The organism is Dechloromonas sp. ARDL1 (assembly GCF_051122455.1).
Taxonomy (GTDB): Bacteria; Pseudomonadota; Gammaproteobacteria; order Burkholderiales; family Rhodocyclaceae; genus Azonexus.
On record NZ_CP168939.1, the window covers coordinates 265782 to 285743 of the forward strand.

Below are 19962 nucleotides of genomic sequence, written 5' to 3' on the forward strand. Positions count from 1 at the left end.
ACGCTCCGAGAGGAAAATGACGTGGTGGGCTGCTTAGTGTTTGTCCGCCTTCTTCTCGCTGTCGGCCTTGGGTTCTGTCTTGACTTCCGCCTTGGCGTCGCTCGCCGTGGCGTTTTCGGTCGTCTCCTTCTTTGCCTTTCTCTTGGCGCCAGGAGGCTCCGGGGGCGGTAGTTGCGGGGCGACCGTTTCCAGCTTGTTTTCCCGCATGTATTCGTCCATTTCGCGCCAGCCGGCGTAGATGCCGGCTTTCGGCAGCCAGCCATAGATCGAATAGCAGTCTTCGATGGCGCGTCCCGATTGTCGGCAGGCACTGCCGACAGCCTTGGCTTCCGGCTCCATGCGCGCCTCCTTCTTGGCGGGGTCTTCCAGGCCAAGCTTCTGGCCGATCTGGTCGCACGCAGTAAGCGCGATGACGGCGATGGCGGTTAGGATGTACGTTTTCATGTTCGCGATTCTCGCATATTTGTAAAAAGCAGGGAGAGGCGATGCCCTGATTTTGACGGGTATAATCAAGCGCTTTACGCTCCCGGAGTACCCATGCAGCATCGTATTCTCCCTTCCGCCATCGCCATTTCCCTGGCCTTTGCCTGTGCCCCCGTCTTGGCGGCCAAGCCGGCTACCAAGACGGCCGCCAAGCCTGCGGCCAAAGCTGCACCGGCGCCGGCTGCCGACTTCGAGCTCGCGCACAATCTCGGCCCGGCAAGCGAGGAGCAACTGCAAGCCGTGGTTGATCGCTTCAATAAGGAAACCGGGGGCAATCTGAAGCTGTCCCGTCTCGAAAAAGGTGAAAAGCCGGCTGGCCTGAATCTGGTTCGTCGTTATGACATGAGTGATATTCTGGTTCAGCCGAAGAGCTTCGTGCCCTTGCACGAGATGATGGCCAAGGCAGGCCAGCCGCTGAAGCTGGCCGACCTCTCTCCCGATCTGAAGGCCGGCACGGTCGATGGCAAGGGGCGTCTGGTCGCCTTGCCGCTGGTCTATTCGACGCCGGTACTGTTCTACAACAAGAATGCCTTCCGCAAGGCGAAGCTGGACCCCGAGCAGCCGCCGAAGACCTGGTTCGAGATGCAAGGCGTGCTCGACAAGCTCCAGGATGCCGGCTATGCCTGTCCCTACACCTCGTCATGGCCGGTCTGGGTCCATGTCGATAACGTGAGTGCCGTTTCCGGGGTTCCTGCGGTCAGTGACAAGGGGGTCTTGACCTTCAACGGACTGCCGCAGGTCAAGCACATCGCCATGATGGCAACCTGGGCCAAGGCTAACTACTTCAAGGTCTTCGGGCGTCGCGACGAAGCCAGTGCCCGATTCCATGCCGGCGAGTGCGCGATGATCACCACCGATTCCCGCGAGCACGTGGATTTTCGCGATGCGAAGGGTGTCGAACTGGGCGTGGCGCCGCTGCCTTACCATGACGACGTCTATGGCGGCCGCCAGCACACCTTGGCCGACGGCGGCTCACTGTGGGTGGGGGCCGGAAAGTCGGCAGCCGAATACAAGCAGGCGGCGAAGTTCGTTTCTTTCCTGCTTTCGCCGGAAATGCAGATCGAAATGGTCCGTATCTACGGCGGTTTGCCGCTGACGGCTGCGGCGCGCTCGGCGGCCCGGAGCACGCTGCTGCAGGATGGCGACAAGACGCTTGAAGTGGCGTATGCCTCGATGAAGGGGCGCGGTACGGCGAATGTTCCGCATGTGACCGATGCCGACCCGATTCGCATCATCACCAACGAAGAGCTGGAAGCCGTTTGGTCGGACAAGAAACCTGCCAAGGCCGCGCTCGATACGGCGGTGTCGCGCGGCAACGCCGTGTTGAACGCCAAGCCGGCCTTGAAGAAGGCGCAGCCCTTCTGATGATGCCGCCGCTGCCGCGCTGGTTTGCCCACCGCGGCGGCGGTTCGCTCGCGCCGGAAAACACCCTGGCCGGAATCCGGTTGGCGGCGCGGCTCGGTTATCGGGCGGTCGAATTCGACGTCATGTTGTCGGGAGACGGGACTCCGGTTCTCATTCACGACGAAACGCTGGAGCGGACGACCAACGGCGTCGGGCGCGTCTGCGATACGCCGGATAGCGCACTGTTCGCGCTCGATGTCGGTCATGGCGAGCGCATCCCGCGCCTTGCCGAGGCGGCGGCGCTGTGTCGCCAATACGGCTTGCTGGCTAATGTCGAGATCAAGCCGGCCGGCGGCTTTGAGCGCCAGACAGCCGAAACGGTGGCCCGTCAGGCGCGCGCCTTGTGGCATGGAGCCGAGGTGATGCCCTTGCTGTCGTCGTTTTCCCTCGAGGCTGTCGAAGTTGCTCGCGATCTGGCGCCCGATCTGCCGCGAGGTCTGCTGTTCGAGCAGATTCCCGCGGATTGGCAACAGGAAATGGTGCGTCTGCGGGCAGTCACGCTGCATTGCAACGCCAGGCACCTGGCTGACGATACCCTTGCCACACTGAAGGAAGCCGCCGTTCCCGTGTTGTGCTACACCGTCAATGATCCGGAGCAGGCAAGAAATCTCTTCGAGAAGGGCGTCAGCTCCCTGTTTACCGACCGACTCGATTTGTTTGCATCCGAAACAAGTGCTTACAAAGGCTTGCATTTGGGTGGCTGATTTTTAACGCGCTTTCACTTCTAATGGTGTTCAGGGAGTTCGCCCTACATCTCAGGAGGAAAACATGAAAACCGTCAAAGCACTTGCTGCCATCGTCGTCGTTCTGCCCACCCTTGCTTTCGCCCAGGCCAATACGCCGGGTATCGACCAGCGTCAGGTCAATCAGGAGCGTCGCATCGATCAGGGCATCGCTTCGGGCAGCCTGACCCCGCGCGAGGCGAACCGTCTGGAGCGCGGCCAGCAGCATGTCGACAACATGGAAAACCGCGCCAAGGCGGATGGCACGGTGACTCGCCAGGAACGCAACCGCATTCAGCATGCGCAGAACGTGCAAGGCGACCGCATCTACCGCCAGAAACACGACCGTCAGCACGACTACAACCACGATGGCCGCATGGATCGACCGCGCCAACGCTGAATGCTGAGAGCAGACACGGGAACCCGCCGCCGAGCGGGTTTTTCTTTTTGCGCCGTCGTCACCGTAGCGGGCCATGCTCCTGCACTGAAGGCTGGCACTTTCATTTAAAATGGACGGTTTCGAATTCCACCGCCGCGAAGGCTGCCAGCTTATGAAAAGCTCTGAAATCCGCCAGCAATTCCTCGACTTCTTCGCCTCCAAGGGGCATCAGATCGTCGCCTCCTCGTCGCTCGTTCCGCACGACGATCCGACGCTGCTGTTTACCAACGCCGGCATGAATCAGTTCAAGGATGTCTTCCTCGGTTTCGACAAGCGCCCCTACACCCGCGCCACCACCTCGCAAAAATGCGTGCGGGCCGGCGGCAAGCACAACGACCTGGAAAACGTCGGTTACACCGCGCGTCACCACACCTTCTTCGAAATGCTGGGCAACTTCAGCTTCGGCGATTATTTCAAGCGCGACGCCATCAAGTACGCCTGGGAACTGCTGACCGAAGTCTACAAACTGCCCAAGGACAAGCTGATGGTCACGGTCTATGCCGAGGACGACGAAGCCTACGACATCTGGCACAAGGAAGTCGGCGTGCCGTCCGAGAAGATCGTGCGCATCGGCGACAACAAGGGCGCCCGCTACGCGTCCGACAACTTCTGGATGATGGGCGACACCGGCCCCTGTGGCCCGTGCACCGAGATCTTCTACGACCACGGCGACCACATCTGGGGCGGCCCCCCGGGATCGCCGGAAGAAGATGGCGACCGCTTCATCGAAATCTGGAACAACGTGTTCATGCAGTTCAACCGCGACGAAGCCGGGGTCATGCATCCGCTGCCCAAGCCTTCTGTCGACACTGGCATGGGCCTGGAGCGCATCTCCGCCGTGCTGCAGCATGTGCATGCCAACTACGAGATCGACCTCTTCCAGAAGCTGATCGCCGCTGCTGCCCGCGAAACCAGTGACGCCGACATGAACAGCCCGTCGCTCAAGGTGCTGGCCGACCACATCCGCGCCTGCTCCTTCCTGCTCGCCGATGGCGTCATTCCGGGCAACGAGGGTCGTGGCTACGTCCTGCGCCGCATCATCCGCCGCGCCATTCGTCACGGCTACAAGCTGGGCGCCCGCGCCGCCTTCTTCCACAAGATGGTGCCGGACTTGGTTGCCGAGATGGGCGAAGCCTATCCGGAACTCAAGGAAAACCAGGCCAAGGTGGTCGCCACGCTGAAGCAGGAAGAAGACCGCTTCTTCGCGACCATCGAGCACGGCATGGCCATCCTTGATGGTGAACTGGCCGATATGGCCGCCAAGGGCGCCACCGTTTTCAACGGCGAAACCGCCTTCAAGCTGCACGATACCTACGGCTTCCCGCTCGACCTGACGGCCGACATCTGCCGCGAGCGCAACGTCACCGTCGACGGCGCCGCTTTCGACGCCGCCATGGCCCGCCAGAAGGAGCAGGCCCGCGCCGCCGGCAAGTTCAAGATGGCTGTCGCACTCGACTACGCCGGTCAGGAAACCACCTTCCACGGCTACGAATCGCTCGACGCCAAGGGAAAGGTGTTGGCGCTGTACAAGGACGGTGCGGCCGTCAAGGAGCTGAACGAAGGCGATCTCGGTGTCGTCGTTCTCGACAACACCCCGTTCTATGCCGAATCCGGCGGCCAGTGCGGTGACCGAGGCGAACTGAAAGGCGTCGGCGGCATCTTCGCGGTCGAGGATACGCTGAAAATTCAGGCCTCCGTGTTCGGCCACCATGGCGTGCTGAAGACCGGCAAGCTGGCCGTCGGCCAGGAAGTCGCCGCCCGCGTCGATGCCGTGTCGCGCGCCGCGACAGCACGCAACCATTCGGTCACCCACCTGATGCACAAAGCCTTGCGCCAAGTGCTGGGCGGCCACGTGCAGCAAAAGGGCTCGCAGGTCGATCCGGACAAGACCCGTTTCGACTTCGCGCACAGCCAGCCGATGACCGCCGAGGAAATCCGCGAGGTAGAGGAAATCGTCAATGCCGAGATTCTCGCCAACGCCGCCACCGACAGCCGCGTCATGGCCATCGACGACGCCCAGAAATCCGGTGCCATGATGCTCTTCGGCGAGAAGTACGGTGACGAAGTGCGTGTCGTCGCCATCGGTTCCTCGAAGGAGCTGTGCGGCGGTACCCATGTCGGCCGCACCGGCGACATCGGGCTGTTCAAGATCGTCAGCGAGGCCGGCGTCGCCGCCGGCGTGCGCCGCGTCGAGGCGATCACCGGCAACAACGCGCTGACCTATGTGCAGGTGCAGGAAAACCGCGTCCAGGGTATTTCCGCACTGTTGAAGACGACGCCGGAGGAAATCGCGGAGCGCGTCGTCGGCATCATGGACAACGTCCGTGCGCTGGAAAAGGAACTGGCTCGCCTGAAGTCCAAGCTGGCTGCATCGCAGGGCGACGATCTGCTCGGCCAGGCGGTTGATGTCAAGGGGGCAAAGGTGCTGGCCGCGGTTCTGGACGGCGCCGACGTTACCGCGTTGCGCGAAACCATGGACAAGCTGAAGGACAAGCTGAAATCGGCCGCCATCGTGCTGTCGTCGGTTGCCGACGGCAAGGTCACGCTGATTGCCGGCGTCACTGCCGACCTGACCGGCAAGGTCAAGGCCGGGGAACTGGTGAACATGGTCGCCCAGCTGGTTGGCGGCAAGGGCGGCGGTCGTCCGGACATGGCGCAGGCTGGCGGTACCCAGCCGGAAAACCTGCCGGCAGCGCTGGCTTCCGTACCGGGCTGGGTCGACGCCAAACTTTGAAAGCGCTGCCCGGCGTACTCTTGGTTCTGGCGGCGGGGTTGTGCGTCGCCGCCGAGCCCGAGCGCGCGCCGATAGAGGCGGTCACTGCCGACGGCTACCCGGTTCGTCTGTTCCCGAACGGACGCTGGGTATTCGTCGACACGGAGAAGGCTGAAGTCGCCCGGAAAATTGCCGCCGAATATCCGGAGAACAAGGTACGCAACGCCGAGGCCCAAGGGGGATTGTTCGGCGTCGGGCGAACTGTGATGCCGGGCGACAAGGACTATAACCGCGGCTCGCTCAATCCTAAGCTGCGTTAAGCGCCCAGTCCTTCGCCGGTCAGTCTTCCTGCCGGCGAGCGGCGGCACCCGCCGCATCGTCGGCGATGCGAGTTGCTTCGCCGTCGATGACAGTCGCTGAACGCTCCGGCGTGGGGCGGAACGGACTTTCCTGTGCCGTGCCGCTCCATTGCTCGGCCCGCTGGCGATCAATTTCCTGACGCAATTTCCGGGTCCGCCACCACAGCCAGCCACCCAGCATGACACCGAGGACGGAGACAACGGCCAGGGCAAGCACCGAGAACATGAAAGCCAGAACGAGAAAGGCGGCGCTCAGCACGAAGGCGATCACTTTGGCGAGCGGACCTTGAGGCGGTCTGCCGAGTGCGTTGTGGCCGAATGGCTGGTGTGGGCGTTCGCTATCCATGGAATACCGTGAAGTAGATGACCCTCTGGATTATAGGCTCGCCTCGTTGGGCCGGCTGTTGCCAGGCTGTGGCAGTTTTGTAACGAAACTCAGGACGATTGTTCCTGGAGGATTTCGTTGGCCCATTGCAGTGCCACGGTCTGCGCCCGGTTGATGGCTTTCGCACTCAGGCCCGGCACCTCGGCCAGTGCTGCGCCCAGTTCCAGCGTGTCGCCGCTCTCGCTGCAGGCAGTGATGCGCAGCAAGGCACCGAGTCGGCCGCTGCCGTGGCATAGCGCATCCCGTATGTCGCTGGTGAGGCCGAGGGGGGCGATAATTTCATCTATCGGCTGAGCGACGAGGACGGGCATCAAGGACATGATGCCGACCATGAAGGCCCGGTCGGCCAGCCCATTGTTGTCGGGGCTGAGTTCGTTGGCCAGCAACTCCATGAGTCGGCCGCGCGTAGCTGCCATCTGGAGGAGCGGATTGCCCGTCGCATTTTGCTTGCCCGAGGCGAAGACCAGCAATTGCAGCCAGCGCTGGAGCTGCCGTCGGCCGAGGACGGTGATGGCATGACCCAGCGAGGTAATGCGCTCAACGCAGCCGGCGCCGACCGAATTGGTCATGCGCAGCAGGTTCACGGTCAAGCCCGGCTCCGGCTTCAGCGCTGCTTCGAGTTCGCAGGTGTCGGCATCGCCAAGAAGCAATCCCATCAGTTTCATCAACGACAGCTGCGAGTGGTCCAGCTTCTTGCCGGCGATGATGGTCGGTTTGGCGAAGTAGTAGCCCTGAAAGAGTGTGAAGCCCAATTTCAGGCACTGTTCCATCTGTTCGCGCGAGTCGACTTTCTCGGCCAGCAGTTGTTTTCCCAAGGGTTTGAGCTTCATGCTCAACTGCATCAACTGGACGCGCGACAGCGGCTGGATGTCGACCTTGACGATATCGACCAGGGCCAGGAGTTCGGCGAAGGCCGGCTCAAGCTGGACGACATCGTCGAGCGCCAGCGTGAAACCAGCGGCCTTCAAGGCGCGGCAGCGCTCGATGACGGCTGGCGTGGGCGGCACAGTTTCCAGGATTTCCAGAACGACTGCATGGCGGGGAAGCAACTCAAGCATGTCGCTGAACAGAAACTGCTCGTCGACATTGATGAATCCCCGGTGCTTGCCCAGTGCTGCCGCAACGCCGAGCTCGGTGAAGGCATTGGCGATAACGGTGGCCGTGGCCTGGACGCCGTCGGTGACTTCGGCAAAGTTGTTGCCGCTGCTACGAAAAAGTAGTTCATAAGCGAACAGCTGTTGGTCGCGGTCCAGGATCGGTTGGCGTCCGAGGAACAACTGGTCGGAGGCTGATTCGCTCACGAAAGCTCCTTAGAATGGCAGCTGGATGCCTGGCCAAGCTGCGTTGAGCGCTTGCCGGAAACCGTCCTGGATGCGCTCCAGGGCCACCGCGTTGTCGGCTTCGAAGCGAAGGACGACCACCGGCGTGGTGTTCGACGGGCGGGCCAGTCCGAAGCCATCCGCGTACTCCACGCGGACGCCGTCGATGGTGATGATTTCCTCGGCGCCGGCAAACTTGCCTTCGGCCTTGAGCTTGTCGATCAGCTTGAACGGTTCACCCTCGGCCATCTTGATATTCAGTTCCGGCGTAGACGGCGCATTGGGCAGGTTCTTCAATACCGGGTTGGCGTCGGCCGCCTTGCTGAGGATTTCAAGCAGGCGGGCGCCGGTGTACAGCCCATCGTCGAAGCCATACCAGCGTTCCTTGAAAAAGGTGTGGCCGGACATCTCGCCGGCCAGCGGGGCACCGGTTTCCTTGAGCTTGGCCTTGACCAGCGCGTGTCCGGTATTCCACATCAGCGGCACGCCGCCGTGCTGCCTGATCCACGGGGCGAGGAGGCGCGTGCACTTGACGTCGTAGATGACCTGGCCGCCCGGCACGCGCGACAGCACGTCGGCGGCAAACAGCATCAACTGGCGGTCGGGGAAGATGATCTCGCCATCCTTGGTTACGACGCCCAGTCGGTCGCCGTCGCCGTCGAAGGCGATGCCGATTTCAGCGTCGGTTTCCTGGAGGGCCTTGATCACATCGGCCAGGTTTTCCGGTTTGGAGGGATCCGGGTGGTGGTTCGGGAAGTTGCCGTCGACCTCGCAATAGAGCGGGACGATGTCGCAGCCGAGACGCTTGAACAGTTCGGGGGCGATGGCGCCGGCGACACCGTTGCCGCAATCCATGACGATCTTCATCGGTCGGGCCAGCTTGACGTCGCCGACGATCTTGGCGACGTAGGCCGCCGTGATATCGGTGCTGCGGCGCTGGCCCTGGCCGTGTTTCAGGTTGCCGGCCTCGATACGTTTCTTCAGGTCCTGGATGGCATCCAGTGCCAGCGTGGTGCCGCCGATGACCATCTTCAGGCCGTTGTAGTCGGGCGGGTTGTGGCTGCCGGTGACCGAGACGCAGGAGTGGCAGCCCAGTTCGTAGGCGGCGAAATAGGTCAATGGGGTCGGTACGCAGCCGACGTCGATGGCGTCCACCCCGGCGGCATTGATACCGTCCATCAGTGCGTCCGCCAGTTCAGGGCCGGACAGGCGGCCGTCGCGACCGACGGCGATGGCGGTCTGGCCCTGCTCGACCGCCAGCGAACCCAGCGCGTGCCCAACTTGGCGGACGACGTCGGCGGTCAGTGATTTGTTGACGATGCCCCGGATATCGTAGGCCTTGAAAATTTCGGCTGGGAGTTGATTCATGACGGTGTTTGCTTAGGACAATTCGGATGTGAAGAAGTGTAAGAGCCTTTGCGGCAGCCAGTCCAGATTTCCCGGAAAGGCACCACTGACGAAGCCGACATGGCCGCCGGTGGCCGGCTGCTCGAGGCGGACGCAGGGGCTGATGTCGTTCGGGCCGGGCAGGGCGGACGCCGGCAGGAAGGGATCGTTTCTGGGATTGACCACCAGGGCAGGGACGGCGATCGTTTTCAGCCAGGCGATGGCCGATGAGCGTGCCCAGTAGTCGTCGGCGCCGGCAAAGCCGTGTACCGGGCCGGTGACCGCGTCGTCGAAATCCCATAGATTGCGCGAACGGCGCATGCGCGTTTCGTCGAAAAGCCCAGGGAAGCGCGCCAGGCGGGCTGCCGATCTGGATTTCAGGGTGTCGAGGAAATGCCGGGTGTAGATGCGATTGAAGCCGCGCGCCAGTTGGTGGCCACAGGCGGCCAGATCGAGCGGGGCGCAGATGCCGGCGACGCCGCTGACCAGCGAGGCGGCAGCCTGCTGTTGTTCGCCGGCCCACTTGAGGAGCGCATTGCCGCCCAGCGAAATGCCGGCGGCGTGCAGGCGACGGCCGGTGTTGTCCTGATGCAGGCGACGCAGGATCCAGTCGATTTCAGCTGAATCGCCGGAGTGGTAGGCGCGTGGGCGGCGGTTCAGTTCGCCGGAGCAGCCCCTGAAATGCGGTAGCGCCAGGCGCCAGCCCATGCGGCGGCAGGCACGGGCGGTCGAAATGGCATAGTGGCTGCGGGCGCTGCCTTCCAGTCCATGGAAAAGTACCAGCAAGGGCGACTCGGGCGGACCATCGAGGTGATCGACGTCGATGAAGTCGCCATCCGGCGTCTCCCAGCGCTCGCGGCGCAGGGGGATGGCTTTCGGCTTGATCAGCAGCGGCCAGAGGGTCTGGGCCTGGCCGCCGGGCAGCCAGCCGGGGGCGCGGTAGGGTGTCAATGCAGCGTGTGCGGAATGGCGTCGGCCATTGCCTGGTGGCCATCGTCGGCGGCCGAGGCGTGCCGGCTGACCATGCGCCAGCCGTGGGCGCCACGGACGTAGACGTGGGTGACGTGGAGCGGCCCGTGCGGGCTGGGGTCGTCGCCGACGAACAGGACTTCGGTCAGGTGATGGATGGCCATGACGCTGCCCTGCCAGTGGGCGACCGATTCCGGCTGGACCTTGATGCGGGCGCTGGCGAAGATGCTGCGCCAGCTTTCGCGAATCGGTGCTTCGCCGCGCAGGCGGACGCCGGTCGGGTGCACGCAGACGGTGTCTTCATCCTCGGCCCAGACCAGCATCAGCAGGTCGGCATCGCCATGCGCGATGGCATCATAGAAAGCGTGTTCGACATCGTCGGGCGAGGCGAAATGGCCGGGCTTGCTCATGGCGATATCCATTTTCTGCAATGGGCGAGAACTCGTTCGGGCATCAGTTTGTTCAGGCAATCGAGGTGACCGAGCGGGCATTCGCGCTTGAAGCAGGGGCTGCAGTCGAGATTCAGGCTGATGATGTCGGCGCGATCCGACAGCGGCGGGGTGAAGCCGGGTGATGACGACCCGTACAGTGCGACGATGGGGCGGTCGAGGGCGGCGGCGACATGCATCAGCCCGGAGTCGTTGCACACCACCAGATCGGCCAGCGCCAGCAGGTCGACGGCCTGGCCGAGCGTTGTGGCGCCGCACAGGTTGCGGCACAGGCCGGGGGCGAGCTGGGCGATTTCCTCGGCAACCGCATGATCCTTGGGCGATCCGAACAGCCAGATGGCACAGCCCTGGGCGGCCAGTTGCCGGGCCAGCGTGGCGAAATGGGCGGTCGGCCAGCGTTTGGCCGGGCCATATTCGGCGCCCGGGCAGAAGGCGACGACGCGCTCCGGCTTGCTCAAATCGAGTTCGACCAGCGTGCGCTGCCGATCTTCCGGGCTGGAGTGGATGCGCGGATAGGGGATCGGCTTGCGCGGCGGCGTACCCGGCGTTTCTGCCAGCTGCATGAAGCGCTCGACCATCAGCGGCAGCGCCTGCTTGTCGAGATCGTGGCGGACGTTGATCAGCCCGTAACGCGATTCACCGGTAAAGCCGACGCGCTGCGGAATGCCGGCCAGCCACGGGACCAGGGCCGATTTCAGTGAATTGGGCAGGACATAGACGGCATCATAGCCTCCCGCAGCCAGTTGCCGGGCCAGGCGCCAGCGGGTCTTGAGCGACAGCTGGCCGTGTCCGAACGGGCTGTCGATGACGTCGCGGATTTCGGCCATGCGGTGCAGCACGGGCGCGACCCAGCGCGGGGCCAGGGCGTCGAGATGCAAACCGGGATGGCGGGCGCACAGCCGTGCGAACAGCGGCTGCGCCATGATGGTGTCGCCGATCCACGACGGGGCGACGATCAGGGCTCTCTTCATGCGAAAACGGCGGGCTTGCGGCCCGCCGTCCGTGTCTTAGTGATGGCCCTTGGGGGCTTCGCCGGTGAAGACGTACTTGGCGCTGCAGTACGGGCAGGTGACTTCGCCCGTTTTCAGCACGTCGAGGAAGACGCGCGGATGCTGGCTCCACAGCGGCGCATTCGGCGTCGGGCAGTGCAGCGGCAGGTCGTGGGCGGTGACTTCGATGGTCTTCTTGTCGGACATGGTTTTCTCCCTGATTAGACGACGGCCAGCCAGTCGGCGTGCGCGGCGGAGCGGCCATAGACCACGTCGAAATACTTTTCCTGCAGCGCCTTGGTGATCGGGCCACGATGGCCGACACCGATCTGGCGATTGTCGAGTTCGCGGATCGGCGTTACCTCGGCGGCGGTGCCGGTGAAGAAGGCTTCGTCGGCGCAATAGACTTCGTCGCGGGTGATGCGCTTCTCGATAACCTCGATGCCCAGTTCGCCGGCCAGCTGCATGACGGTGGCGCGGGTGATGCCTTCGAGGCAGGCGGTCAGGTCCGGCGTGTACAGCTTGCCGTTCTTGACGATGAACAGGTTCTCGCCGGCGCCTTCGCAGGCATAGCCTTCCGGATCGAGGAGCAGGGCTTCGTCGTAGCCGTCAGTCGTCGCCTCGTTGTTGGCGAGGATGGAGTTCATGTAGTTGCCCGAGGCCTTGGCGCGCACCATGGTGATATTCACGTGGTGGCGGGTGTAGGACGAGGTCTTGATGCGGATGCCGCGCTGCATGCCTTCCTCGCCAAGGTAGGCGCCCCAAGGCCAGGCGGCGATGATGACGTGCACTTTGGCGCCCTTGGGCGAAACACCCATCTTCTCGGAGCCGTAGAAGGCGAGCGGGCGGAGATAGCCGGATTCGAGCTTGTTGGCGCGGATGACTTCCTTCTGCGCTTCGTTCAGTTCCTCGGCGGAGTACGGCATCTGCATCTGGAAGATGTGGGCCGAGCGGAACAGGCGCTCGGTGTGCTCCTTCAGGCGGAAAATCGCCGTGCCGCGTTCGGTCTTGTAGGCACGGACGCCCTCGAATACACCCATGCCATAGTGCAGGGAATGGGTGAGGACGTGGGTGGTCGCTTCGCGCCAGGGCACGAGCTTGCCATCCTGCCAAATGAAACCGTCGCGATCCGACATGGACATGGTGATTCTCCGTGTTGCCGTGTGTAAAAGCCCATAATTCTAGCCGAATTCAGACGCTAAAATAACGCTTTTGCCGTTCGAGTCTTGCCATGGTCTGGAAGCCCCACGTTACCGTTGCCGCCGTCGTTTATCGCGACGGGAAATTCCTGTTGGTCGAGGAGGAAACCGATACCGGCCTGGCCTTCAACCAGCCGGCCGGGCATCTCGAAGAGGACGAGCCGCTGGTCGATGCGGTGGTGCGCGAAGCACTCGAGGAAACGGCCTACCACTTCAAGCCGACGCACTTGGTCGGCGTCTATCATTGGAAGCATCCGACCAAGGAAGACACGACCTATCTGCGTTTTGCCTTCGGGGGCGAGCTGCGGGGATTCGAGGCGGACCGGAAACTGGACGACGGGATCGTGGCAGCCCGCTGGCTGACGCTGGACGAAGTGAAGGCCACGCAGGCGCGTCATCGCAGCCCGCTGATCCTGCGCTGCTGCGAGGACTACTTGGCTGGCAAGCGTTACCCGCTCGACATGCTGGTGCATTACGGCTGATGCTGCACGCCTGCTGTCTGCTGCTCGTGGTGCTCTGCGGTGCCGCATTCGCCGATGAAACGGTTGGCATCTGCCATGGCTATGGCTGCCAGCATCAGGTCGTGGTGCGGTACACCGAAGGACAGCTCGGGCAGGTACGTCGGCTCATGTTTGCCGCGACCGACTCGGCGAGCGAACGCGGCGTGCTGGCAGTAGCCATCGGTCGTTTGTACGAGTGGGGGGGCGAGCAGTCGGATATTCGCAACGACCGTGGCGGCAACTTCGACGACGATGATGTGCCGGGCAAGATGGACTGCATCGATCATTCGACGTCGACCACTCGCCTGCTGCAGTTGCTGTCCCGCCGCGGCTACCTGCGCTGGCATCGCGTGCTGGAGCCGGAAGTCCGTTATTTTGCCGGTCTGGTGCCGGTGCATTGGTCGGCGGTGATCGAGGAAAAGAATCAGGAAGGCGAGCAGCGACGCTTCGTCGTCGATAGCTGGTTCGTCGATAATGGAAAACCGGCGGTGGTGTTGCCGCTGGAAGAGTGGAAGAAAGGGGCTGGGCCCGATGTCTAAGAAAACAGTGGTCGTCGGCTTGTCCGGCGGTGTCGATTCCTCCGTGGCCGCGCTGCTGCTCAAGCACCAGGGCTGGAATGTGATCGGCCTGTTCATGAAAAACTGGGAGGACGACGATACCGAGGAATACTGCTCGTCGCGCCAGGATCTGATCGATGTGATGAGCGTTGCCGACCGTATCGGCATCGATGTCGAAGTGGTCAATTTCGCCGCCGAATACCGTGAGCGGGTATTCGCCGAGTTCCTGCGCGAATACCAGGCCGGGCGGACGCCGAATCCGGACATCCTGTGCAACTCCGAAATCAAGTTCAAGGCTTTCCTCGATCACGCCATGCAGCTGGGGGCCGAAAAGATCGCCACCGGCCACTACGCCGGTGTGCGCGAATTCGACGGCCGGTTCCAGTTGCTCAAGGCCGAGGATGGCACCAAGGACCAGAGCTACTTCCTCTATCGCCTCAACCAGGCACAGTTGTCGAAGACCCTGTTTCCGCTGGCTGACCTGTACAAGCGCGAGGTGCGCAAGATTGCCGAAGCGGAAGGCTTGCATGTCGCCGCCAAGAAGGATTCGACCGGTATCTGTTTCATTGGCGAGCGCCCGTTCAAGGACTTCCTGTCACGCTACTTGCCGCCCAAGAAGGGCGAGATTCGCCGGCTTGACGACGGCAAGGCGATGGGCGAGCACGACGGTTTGATGTACCACACCATCGGCCAGCGCAAGGGGCTGCATATCGGCGGCGTCAAGGAAAAGGGCACAGCCGGCGGCGGCGATCACGATGCGTGGTTCGTGGCCGGAAAGGACATGGACAAGAATGTGTTGTATGTCGTTCAAGGGCATGATCATCCGGCCTTGCTCAAGGAGTCACTGGTCGCCGAGCAACTGAGCTGGGTGTCGGGCGAAGCGCCGCATACGCACTGGGTTTATACCGCCAAGCCGCGCTACCGGACCTCGGATCAGCCCTGCGAGGTGGAGCGCGTTGATGCGGCATCCTGCGAAATCCGTTTCGCCGAGCCGCAGTGGGCTCTGACGCCCGGACAGTCGGTGGTCCTCTATGAAAGCCGTGTTTGTCTCGGGGGCGGCATCATCCGCTAATGACGCGCTAACAAAATGATCGTGGCGTTGTTGCGCCTCTTTACCGTACGCGTCGTACTGTCTGCGTCGGCACCCCTAGCCCAGGACCACTGCGCTTCATTTTGTTACCGCTTCTAAGAGGCGCGCCGGGTCGCCCAGGATCAGCGGTTTTCGATCACGGCGCCAAAGGCGTGAACCAGATCCGGGTCGTGCTTGCTGCCCGACTCGCTGGCCAGAATATCCATGACTGCCCGGTGGTTGCGTGCATCGTGATAGGGGCGGCGGGCGATCATCGCGTCATAGCTGTCCACTACCGATATGATGCGGGCGTCGAGCGGAATGGCGCTGCCTTTCAGGCCGTCCGGATAGCCCGAGCCGTCGAAGTGCTCGTGATGGTGCCTGACTGTGCGCGCCACGCTGCTCGCTCGTCCGCCGTTGATGGCGAGAACGATCTGTTCGCCGATCAGGACGTGCTGCTTCATGCATTCCCACTCATGGGTTTCGAAGGGTTCGGGCTTGCGCAGGACGGTGTCGGGAATGCCAATTTTCCCCAGGTCGTGGAAGCGCGCCCCCAGAGACAGGTGTTCCAGTTCCCGGCTGGTTAGGCCCAGGTGTTTGCCTAGCGTTTCCGACAGCTGGACGACGCGGTCACAGTGCACGCGTGTGTAGTGGTCGCGGGCACCGAGTGCGACAGTGAGTGCATGGGCGATGGCATCGATCGGCGATGCCGCTTCGGGGGGAGAAATCATGCGCGATATCCTCTGGGTGTTCCCGGCAAAGAGGGAGACAGACCAAAAGAATTTTGGTTCAGTGGCTAGAAACAACCGGGGCGCCTCTGGCGCCCCGTGTTTGGCTGTGCGGTTCGCTTATTCGTGCGGAATGGTGTCGGCAAAGGCCGGGCGCTGCATCAATTTGTCGTACAGCTTGGACAGGTTCGGATGGCTGGCCTGCCAGGCAATTTCCGGGAAGCGGAAGTTCAGGTAGCCGAGTGCCGTACCCAGCGCCAGATCGGCCATCGAAATGTGCGTTCCCATGCAGAAGCTCTTGTCGTCCAGCTCTTCGGACATGAAGGCGAGGGCGCGCTTTACCTTGGCGAGTTGGCGGTCGATCCAGTCGGCGCTTTGTTCGTTGGCTGGGCGTTTGCGCTCCAGCAGTGCGGCGACGGCAGCATCGCATAGGCCATCGGCCAGGGCTTCCCAGCGTTTGACTTCGATACGTTCGCGATTCGGGGCGGGGAACAGCTTGTTGTTCGGCGTGACGTTGTCGATGTACTCAACGATGACGCGCGAATCAAAGAGGGCCGTGTCATCGTCTAAGACCAGTACGGGAATCTTGCCCAGCGGGTTGTAGTCCGCCACCTTGTTGCCGGGTGTCCACGGCGACTCGACCACGAAATCGTATTCGATCTTTTTTTCGGCCAGCACGATACGCACTTTGCGTGTGTAGGGGCTGGTATGGGAGCCGATCAGCTTCATCGTGCGCTCTCTGGTTTGGGGGATTCGATTATAGCGTATGGGCAGCGCATGGCGGGAAAGGTAAAATTGCCGGCTTACTGAAAAGGATGTGCATATGACTTTCGATCCCTTGACTGCCCTTTCCCCGCTCGATGGCCGCTACGCCGGCAAGGTTGACGCCTTGCGCGAGCATTTTTCCGAGTTCGGACTGATCCGCGCCCGCCTCAAGGTGGAGATTGAATGGCTGAAGGCGTTGTCTGCCGAGTCGCATTTCACCGAAATCGCCGCCTTCTCGCCGGCCACCGTCGCCGAGCTCGACGCGCTGGTCGCCAATTTCGGGCCGGAGCAGGCCGCCGAGGTCAAGGCCATCGAAGCCACCACCAACCACGACGTCAAGGCGCTGGAATACTGGATCAAGGACAAGACCAAGGCCAACGCCGAAGTCGTCAAGGTCAGCGAGTTCATTCACTTCGCCTGCACTTCCGAAGACATCAACAACCTGTCGCACGCGCTGATGTGCCAGGGCGCCCGCGAGCAGGCCATGCTGCCGACGCTGGACAAGGTGATCGCCAAGCTGCGCGAGCTGGCCCACACCTACGCCGACATTCCGATGATGAGCCGCACGCACGGCCAGCCGGCAACGCCGTCGACGATGGGCAAGGAAATGGCCAACGTCGCCTACCGCCTGCAGCGTGCCCGCGCCCGCATCGCCGCCGTCGAACTGCTCGGCAAGATCAACGGCGCCGTCGGCAACTACAACGCCCACCTCGCGGCCTACCCGGGCTACGACTGGGAAGGCTTCGCCAAGCGCTTCGTCGAGTCGCTCGGCCTCGTTTTCAACCCCTACACCATCCAGATCGAGCCGCACGACGCGCTGGCCGAACTGTTCGACGCCTTTGCCCGCGCCAACAGCATTCTGGTCGACCTCGACCGCGACGTCTGGGGCTATATCTCGCTCGGTTTCTTCAAGCAGAAGGTCAAGGCCGGTGAAATCGGCTCGTCGACCATGCCGCACAAGGTCAATCCGATCGACTTCGAAAACTCCGAAGGCAACCTCGGCCTGGCCAACGCCGTCTTGAAGCACCTCGCCGAAAAGCTGCCGATCTCGCGCTGGCAGCGTGACCTGACGGACTCCACCGTGCTCCGCAACATGGGCGTCGGCCTGGGCTATACGCTGCTCGGCTACGACTCGCTGCTCAAGGGCCTGGGCAAGCTGGAAATCAATGCCGACCTGATGAAGGCCGACCTTGATGCCAACTGGGAGCTGCTGGCCGAGCCGATCCAGACCGTGATGCGCCGCTACGCCGTGCCGAACGCCTACGAAAAGCTTAAGGAACTGACCCGCGGTACCCGCGTTTCGCGTGAAGGCATGCAGGCCTTCGTGTCCACGCTGGAGATTCCGGAGGCCGCCAAGGCCGAGCTGCTTAAGCTGACGCCGTGGGATTACACCGGCAAGGCCGCCGAACTGGCCAAGCGCATCTGAGTGGCTGCCACAAAATGGCTCTGACTTTGTTGCGCCTTCTTGTCGTACTGGTTCGTACTGCCTTCGTCCCCCTGAAGGGTTTCCTTCGGGGCATCGGCGCGGCGCGTCAGGGGCGTTGCGCTCCATTTTGTGGCAGCCACTTATGAAGTGCAGCAAGTGCGGCCAGGAAGTGCCGGCGGACGCCATCTACTGTCCGCACTGCACCGGTGACCGGAAAACCACGGATCGGGAAGTGATCCGTGGCGGCATCCGTGGCGGGGCGATCGGCCTGTTCCTCGGCATGCTGCCGATGGCTTGGCTGCTCTTCCATTTCGGCGCCGAGCGCGGCATCAAGGCCATCGCCTTCACCGTGCCCATCGCCACTTTCACCACCGGGCTGATCATTGGCCTGGTCAAAGCCAAAAGGGACTGGAAATAAATGTCTTTTGCCGAAAATCTGAAGAAACTGCCGGGCATTTCGCATCTGGCGGCCATCAACCTGCTCGATGCCGACGGCAACGTGGCGGCCAGCATCGAAAACAAGGCTGGTAGCCAGGGTTCGCTGGCGGTCTACAATCACCTGGCGCAGACCTATGGCTCAATCAATGCCGAGGCGGCCAAGAAAGGCCTGGAAATTTTTGCCGAGCACACCGAGGACGAGCGTGCCAACCCGGGAAAACATCCGAACATTGCCCGCCTGCTGGCCATCGAGTCCGGCGCCCCGGCGTTGCGCGTCAAGCACGTATTCGCGGTGTGACCCCATCTCGGTGACATAGGTTACTGAAATACAGCGTGCGGCTGATAGAGTGTGGTTTCCTGGCCCGGTCGACAGCGTTTTGGAATAACTGTCGACTTGGCTGCGTATACATCGGTGTAGTCAACCCAACAACGGAGAATAACTCATGAAATCCAAGCTCTTGCTGTCTCTGCTGGCCCTTACACTGGCTGGTACCGCTGCTGCCCAGGTCAAACCCGAGGATGCGATCAAGTTCCGCCAGTCAGGCTATGGTTTCATGGCCTGGAACATGCAGCGCATCAAGATGAATGTCGAAGGCGGTAACTTCAACAAGGAAGAGGTCATCAAGGCGGCCAACGCCATCCAGGCCATCGCCAATTCAGGCATGGGGGCGCTCTACCTGCCAGGTACCGACAAAGGCACGGGCTGGGAGCCGACACGCGCCAAGTCCAATATCTGGACGGACAAGGAGAAGCTGGGCAAGGCGGCCACTGAGTTCAACAAGGAAGCCAACGAAAAGGCCAAGGTTGCGGCGAGCGGGGATGCGGCGGCGATCGGTGTTCAACTGGGCAAGTTGGGTGGCACCTGCAAAGGCTGTCACGACGATTTCAAGGCCAAGAAGTAAGAGGCCGCTCGCTCCGATTTGCACGCAGGCGCCTTTGGGCGCCTGTTTCATTTAACGAGGAAGGGCAGGGTATGAACAGCAAGCGGATTTTCCTGTGGGACCTACCGACGCGCCTGTTTCACTGGCTCCTGATGGCATCGGTGATCGCAGCCGTGGTTACCGGGCAGATGGGGGGCAATCTGATCGAGTGGCATGGAAAGATCGGCATCTTGATCGCCGGCCTGCTGGCGTTTCGTGTGGTCTGGGGCGTGGTCGGCTCGACCTACGCGCGTTTTGCCCATTTTTTTCCGACGCCTGCCAAGATCAAGGCCTATCTGAGCGGCCGATGGCGTGGTGAGGGGCACAACCCGCTTGGTGCGCTGTCGGTTTTCGGTCTGATCGTTCTGCTGCTGGTGCAGGTCGTCAGCGGATTGCTGGCCAATGACGACATTGCGTTTACCGGTCCGCTCGCCGATTTGGTCAGCCGTGAACTCAGCAACCGCCTGACGGGCGTGCACCACCTGCTATCGAATGTCTTGATTGGGCTCGTTGCCCTGCACATCGTCGCCATCGCTTTTTATGGCCACGTCAAGAAACACAACCTGATCAAGCCAATGATTACCGGATGGAAAGACGATGCGGATGGCGAATCCGCCCGCGGCGGCGGTTTCCTTGCGCTGCTCGTCGTGCTGGCGATTGCCTTGGCGGCGATCTACGCAGCCAGCGGCGCCTGGTTGCCAGAGGTGCCGCCGTCGGCGGTGGGGGAAGTGCCGACCTGGTAG

At 62.4% G+C, this 19962-nt stretch carries 24 protein-coding genes; 13 read left to right on the plus strand and 11 right to left on the minus strand.

Features of this window, described 5'->3' with window-relative positions:
* Positions 1-33: 33 nt before the first annotated feature.
* Positions 34-444, minus strand: a complete 411-nt coding sequence (locus tag AB6Q56_RS01300) for a hypothetical protein (RefSeq protein ID WP_434515399.1) — start codon at positions 442-444, stop codon at positions 34-36.
* Positions 445-537: 93 nt separating this feature from the next.
* Between AB6Q56_RS01300 and AB6Q56_RS01305 the strand changes: the two genes are divergently transcribed.
* The 5 genes from AB6Q56_RS01305 (at position 538) to AB6Q56_RS01325 (ending at position 6081) form a co-directional block, all read left to right on the plus strand.
* Positions 538-1848, plus strand: coding sequence for an extracellular solute-binding protein (locus AB6Q56_RS01305; RefSeq protein WP_434515400.1), 1311 nt, complete (start codon positions 538-540; stop codon positions 1846-1848).
* Positions 1848-2591 carry a glycerophosphodiester phosphodiesterase gene (ugpQ, locus tag AB6Q56_RS01310; protein WP_434515401.1) on the plus strand — a complete coding sequence of 248 codons (744 nt, stop codon included), beginning with the start codon at positions 1848-1850 and terminating at the stop codon, positions 2589-2591. The genes AB6Q56_RS01305 and ugpQ overlap by 1 nt, the downstream gene beginning before the upstream one ends.
* 64 nt (positions 2592-2655) lie before the next feature.
* Positions 2656-3009: a hypothetical protein gene (locus AB6Q56_RS01315; protein WP_434515402.1), complete on the plus strand. Its 354-nt coding sequence runs from the start codon at positions 2656-2658 to the stop codon at positions 3007-3009.
* 151 nt (positions 3010-3160) lie between these two features.
* Positions 3161-5782, plus strand: a complete 2622-nt coding sequence (gene alaS, locus AB6Q56_RS01320; protein ID WP_434515403.1) for an alanine--tRNA ligase — start codon at positions 3161-3163, stop codon at positions 5780-5782.
* A complete protein-coding gene (locus AB6Q56_RS01325; RefSeq protein ID WP_434515404.1) occupies positions 5779-6081 on the plus strand; it encodes a hypothetical protein in 303 nt (100 codons plus the stop codon). Before alaS ends, AB6Q56_RS01325 begins: the two co-directional genes overlap by 4 nt.
* A gap of 19 nt (positions 6082-6100) precedes the next feature.
* Here the strand turns inward: AB6Q56_RS01325 and AB6Q56_RS01330 are convergent, their stop codons facing one another.
* From AB6Q56_RS01330 to AB6Q56_RS01365, 8 genes are all read right to left on the minus strand, one after another.
* Positions 6101-6466 carry a hypothetical protein gene (locus AB6Q56_RS01330; RefSeq protein ID WP_434515405.1) on the minus strand — a complete coding sequence of 122 codons (366 nt, stop codon included), beginning with the start codon at positions 6464-6466 and terminating at the stop codon, positions 6101-6103.
* A gap of 89 nt (positions 6467-6555) precedes the next feature.
* Positions 6556-7806: an EAL and HDOD domain-containing protein gene (locus AB6Q56_RS01335; RefSeq protein ID WP_434515406.1), complete on the minus strand. Its 1251-nt coding sequence runs from the start codon at positions 7804-7806 to the stop codon at positions 6556-6558.
* Positions 7807-7815: 9 nt separating this feature from the next.
* Positions 7816-9192 carry a phosphomannomutase/phosphoglucomutase gene (locus tag AB6Q56_RS01340; RefSeq protein ID WP_434515407.1) on the minus strand — a complete coding sequence of 459 codons (1377 nt, stop codon included), beginning with the start codon at positions 9190-9192 and terminating at the stop codon, positions 7816-7818.
* Positions 9193-9204: 12 nt separating this feature from the next.
* Complete coding sequence (locus AB6Q56_RS01345) at positions 9205-10161, minus strand: YheT family hydrolase (RefSeq protein ID WP_434515408.1); 957 nt, start codon at positions 10159-10161, stop codon at positions 9205-9207.
* Positions 10158-10589: a YybH family protein gene (locus tag AB6Q56_RS01350; RefSeq protein WP_434515409.1), complete on the minus strand. Its 432-nt coding sequence runs from the start codon at positions 10587-10589 to the stop codon at positions 10158-10160. Before AB6Q56_RS01350 ends, AB6Q56_RS01345 begins: the two co-directional genes overlap by 4 nt.
* Positions 10586-11599, minus strand: a complete 1014-nt coding sequence (gene waaF, locus AB6Q56_RS01355; RefSeq protein WP_434515410.1) for a lipopolysaccharide heptosyltransferase II — start codon at positions 11597-11599, stop codon at positions 10586-10588. The genes AB6Q56_RS01350 and waaF overlap by 4 nt, the downstream gene beginning before the upstream one ends.
* A gap of 36 nt (positions 11600-11635) precedes the next feature.
* Positions 11636-11824 carry a zinc-finger domain-containing protein gene (locus AB6Q56_RS01360; protein ID WP_434515411.1) on the minus strand — a complete coding sequence of 63 codons (189 nt, stop codon included), beginning with the start codon at positions 11822-11824 and terminating at the stop codon, positions 11636-11638.
* A 14-nt stretch (positions 11825-11838) separates the two neighbouring features.
* On the minus strand, positions 11839-12759 hold the full coding sequence (locus tag AB6Q56_RS01365) for a branched-chain amino acid transaminase (protein ID WP_434515412.1): 921 nt from the start codon (positions 12757-12759) through the stop codon (positions 11839-11841).
* Between the two features lie 89 nt (positions 12760-12848).
* On the opposite strand from AB6Q56_RS01365, the gene AB6Q56_RS01370 reads away from it, so the two are divergent.
* The 3 genes from AB6Q56_RS01370 to mnmA are packed head-to-tail and all read left to right on the plus strand — an operon-like array spanning position 12849 to position 14945.
* Positions 12849-13298, plus strand: a complete 450-nt coding sequence (locus AB6Q56_RS01370; protein ID WP_434515413.1) for an NUDIX hydrolase — start codon at positions 12849-12851, stop codon at positions 13296-13298.
* On the plus strand, positions 13298-13855 hold the full coding sequence (locus AB6Q56_RS01375) for a hypothetical protein (RefSeq protein WP_434515414.1): 558 nt from the start codon (positions 13298-13300) through the stop codon (positions 13853-13855). The genes AB6Q56_RS01370 and AB6Q56_RS01375 overlap by 1 nt, the downstream gene beginning before the upstream one ends.
* Positions 13848-14945, plus strand: a complete 1098-nt coding sequence (mnmA, locus tag AB6Q56_RS01380; protein ID WP_434515415.1) for a tRNA 2-thiouridine(34) synthase MnmA — start codon at positions 13848-13850, stop codon at positions 14943-14945. Before AB6Q56_RS01375 ends, mnmA begins: the two co-directional genes overlap by 8 nt.
* Positions 14946-15085: 140 nt before the next feature.
* Here the strand turns inward: mnmA and AB6Q56_RS01385 are convergent, their stop codons facing one another.
* Positions 15086-15673, minus strand: a complete 588-nt coding sequence (locus AB6Q56_RS01385) for an HD-GYP domain-containing protein (protein ID WP_434515416.1) — start codon at positions 15671-15673, stop codon at positions 15086-15088.
* A 117-nt stretch (positions 15674-15790) separates the two neighbouring features.
* Positions 15791-16399: a glutathione S-transferase gene (locus AB6Q56_RS01390; RefSeq protein ID WP_434515417.1), complete on the minus strand. Its 609-nt coding sequence runs from the start codon at positions 16397-16399 to the stop codon at positions 15791-15793.
* A 94-nt stretch (positions 16400-16493) separates the two neighbouring features.
* Here AB6Q56_RS01390 and purB point away from each other — a divergent pair, with 94 nt between their 5' ends.
* From purB to AB6Q56_RS01415, 5 genes are all read left to right on the plus strand, one after another.
* Positions 16494-17861, plus strand: a complete 1368-nt coding sequence (gene purB, locus AB6Q56_RS01395; protein WP_434515418.1) for an adenylosuccinate lyase — start codon at positions 16494-16496, stop codon at positions 17859-17861.
* Between the two features lie 142 nt (positions 17862-18003).
* The gene (locus AB6Q56_RS01400; RefSeq protein ID WP_434515419.1) at positions 18004-18279 is read left to right on the plus strand and encodes a zinc-ribbon domain-containing protein; all 276 of its coding nucleotides are present in this window, start codon (positions 18004-18006) and stop codon (positions 18277-18279) included.
* Complete coding sequence (locus AB6Q56_RS01405) at positions 18280-18597, plus strand: DUF2322 family protein (protein WP_434515420.1); 318 nt, start codon at positions 18280-18282, stop codon at positions 18595-18597.
* Between the two features lie 145 nt (positions 18598-18742).
* The gene (locus AB6Q56_RS01410) at positions 18743-19201 is read left to right on the plus strand and encodes a c-type cytochrome (protein WP_434515421.1); all 459 of its coding nucleotides are present in this window, start codon (positions 18743-18745) and stop codon (positions 19199-19201) included.
* A gap of 71 nt (positions 19202-19272) precedes the next feature.
* Positions 19273-19962, plus strand: coding sequence for a cytochrome b/b6 domain-containing protein (locus AB6Q56_RS01415; RefSeq protein ID WP_434515422.1), 690 nt, complete (start codon positions 19273-19275; stop codon positions 19960-19962).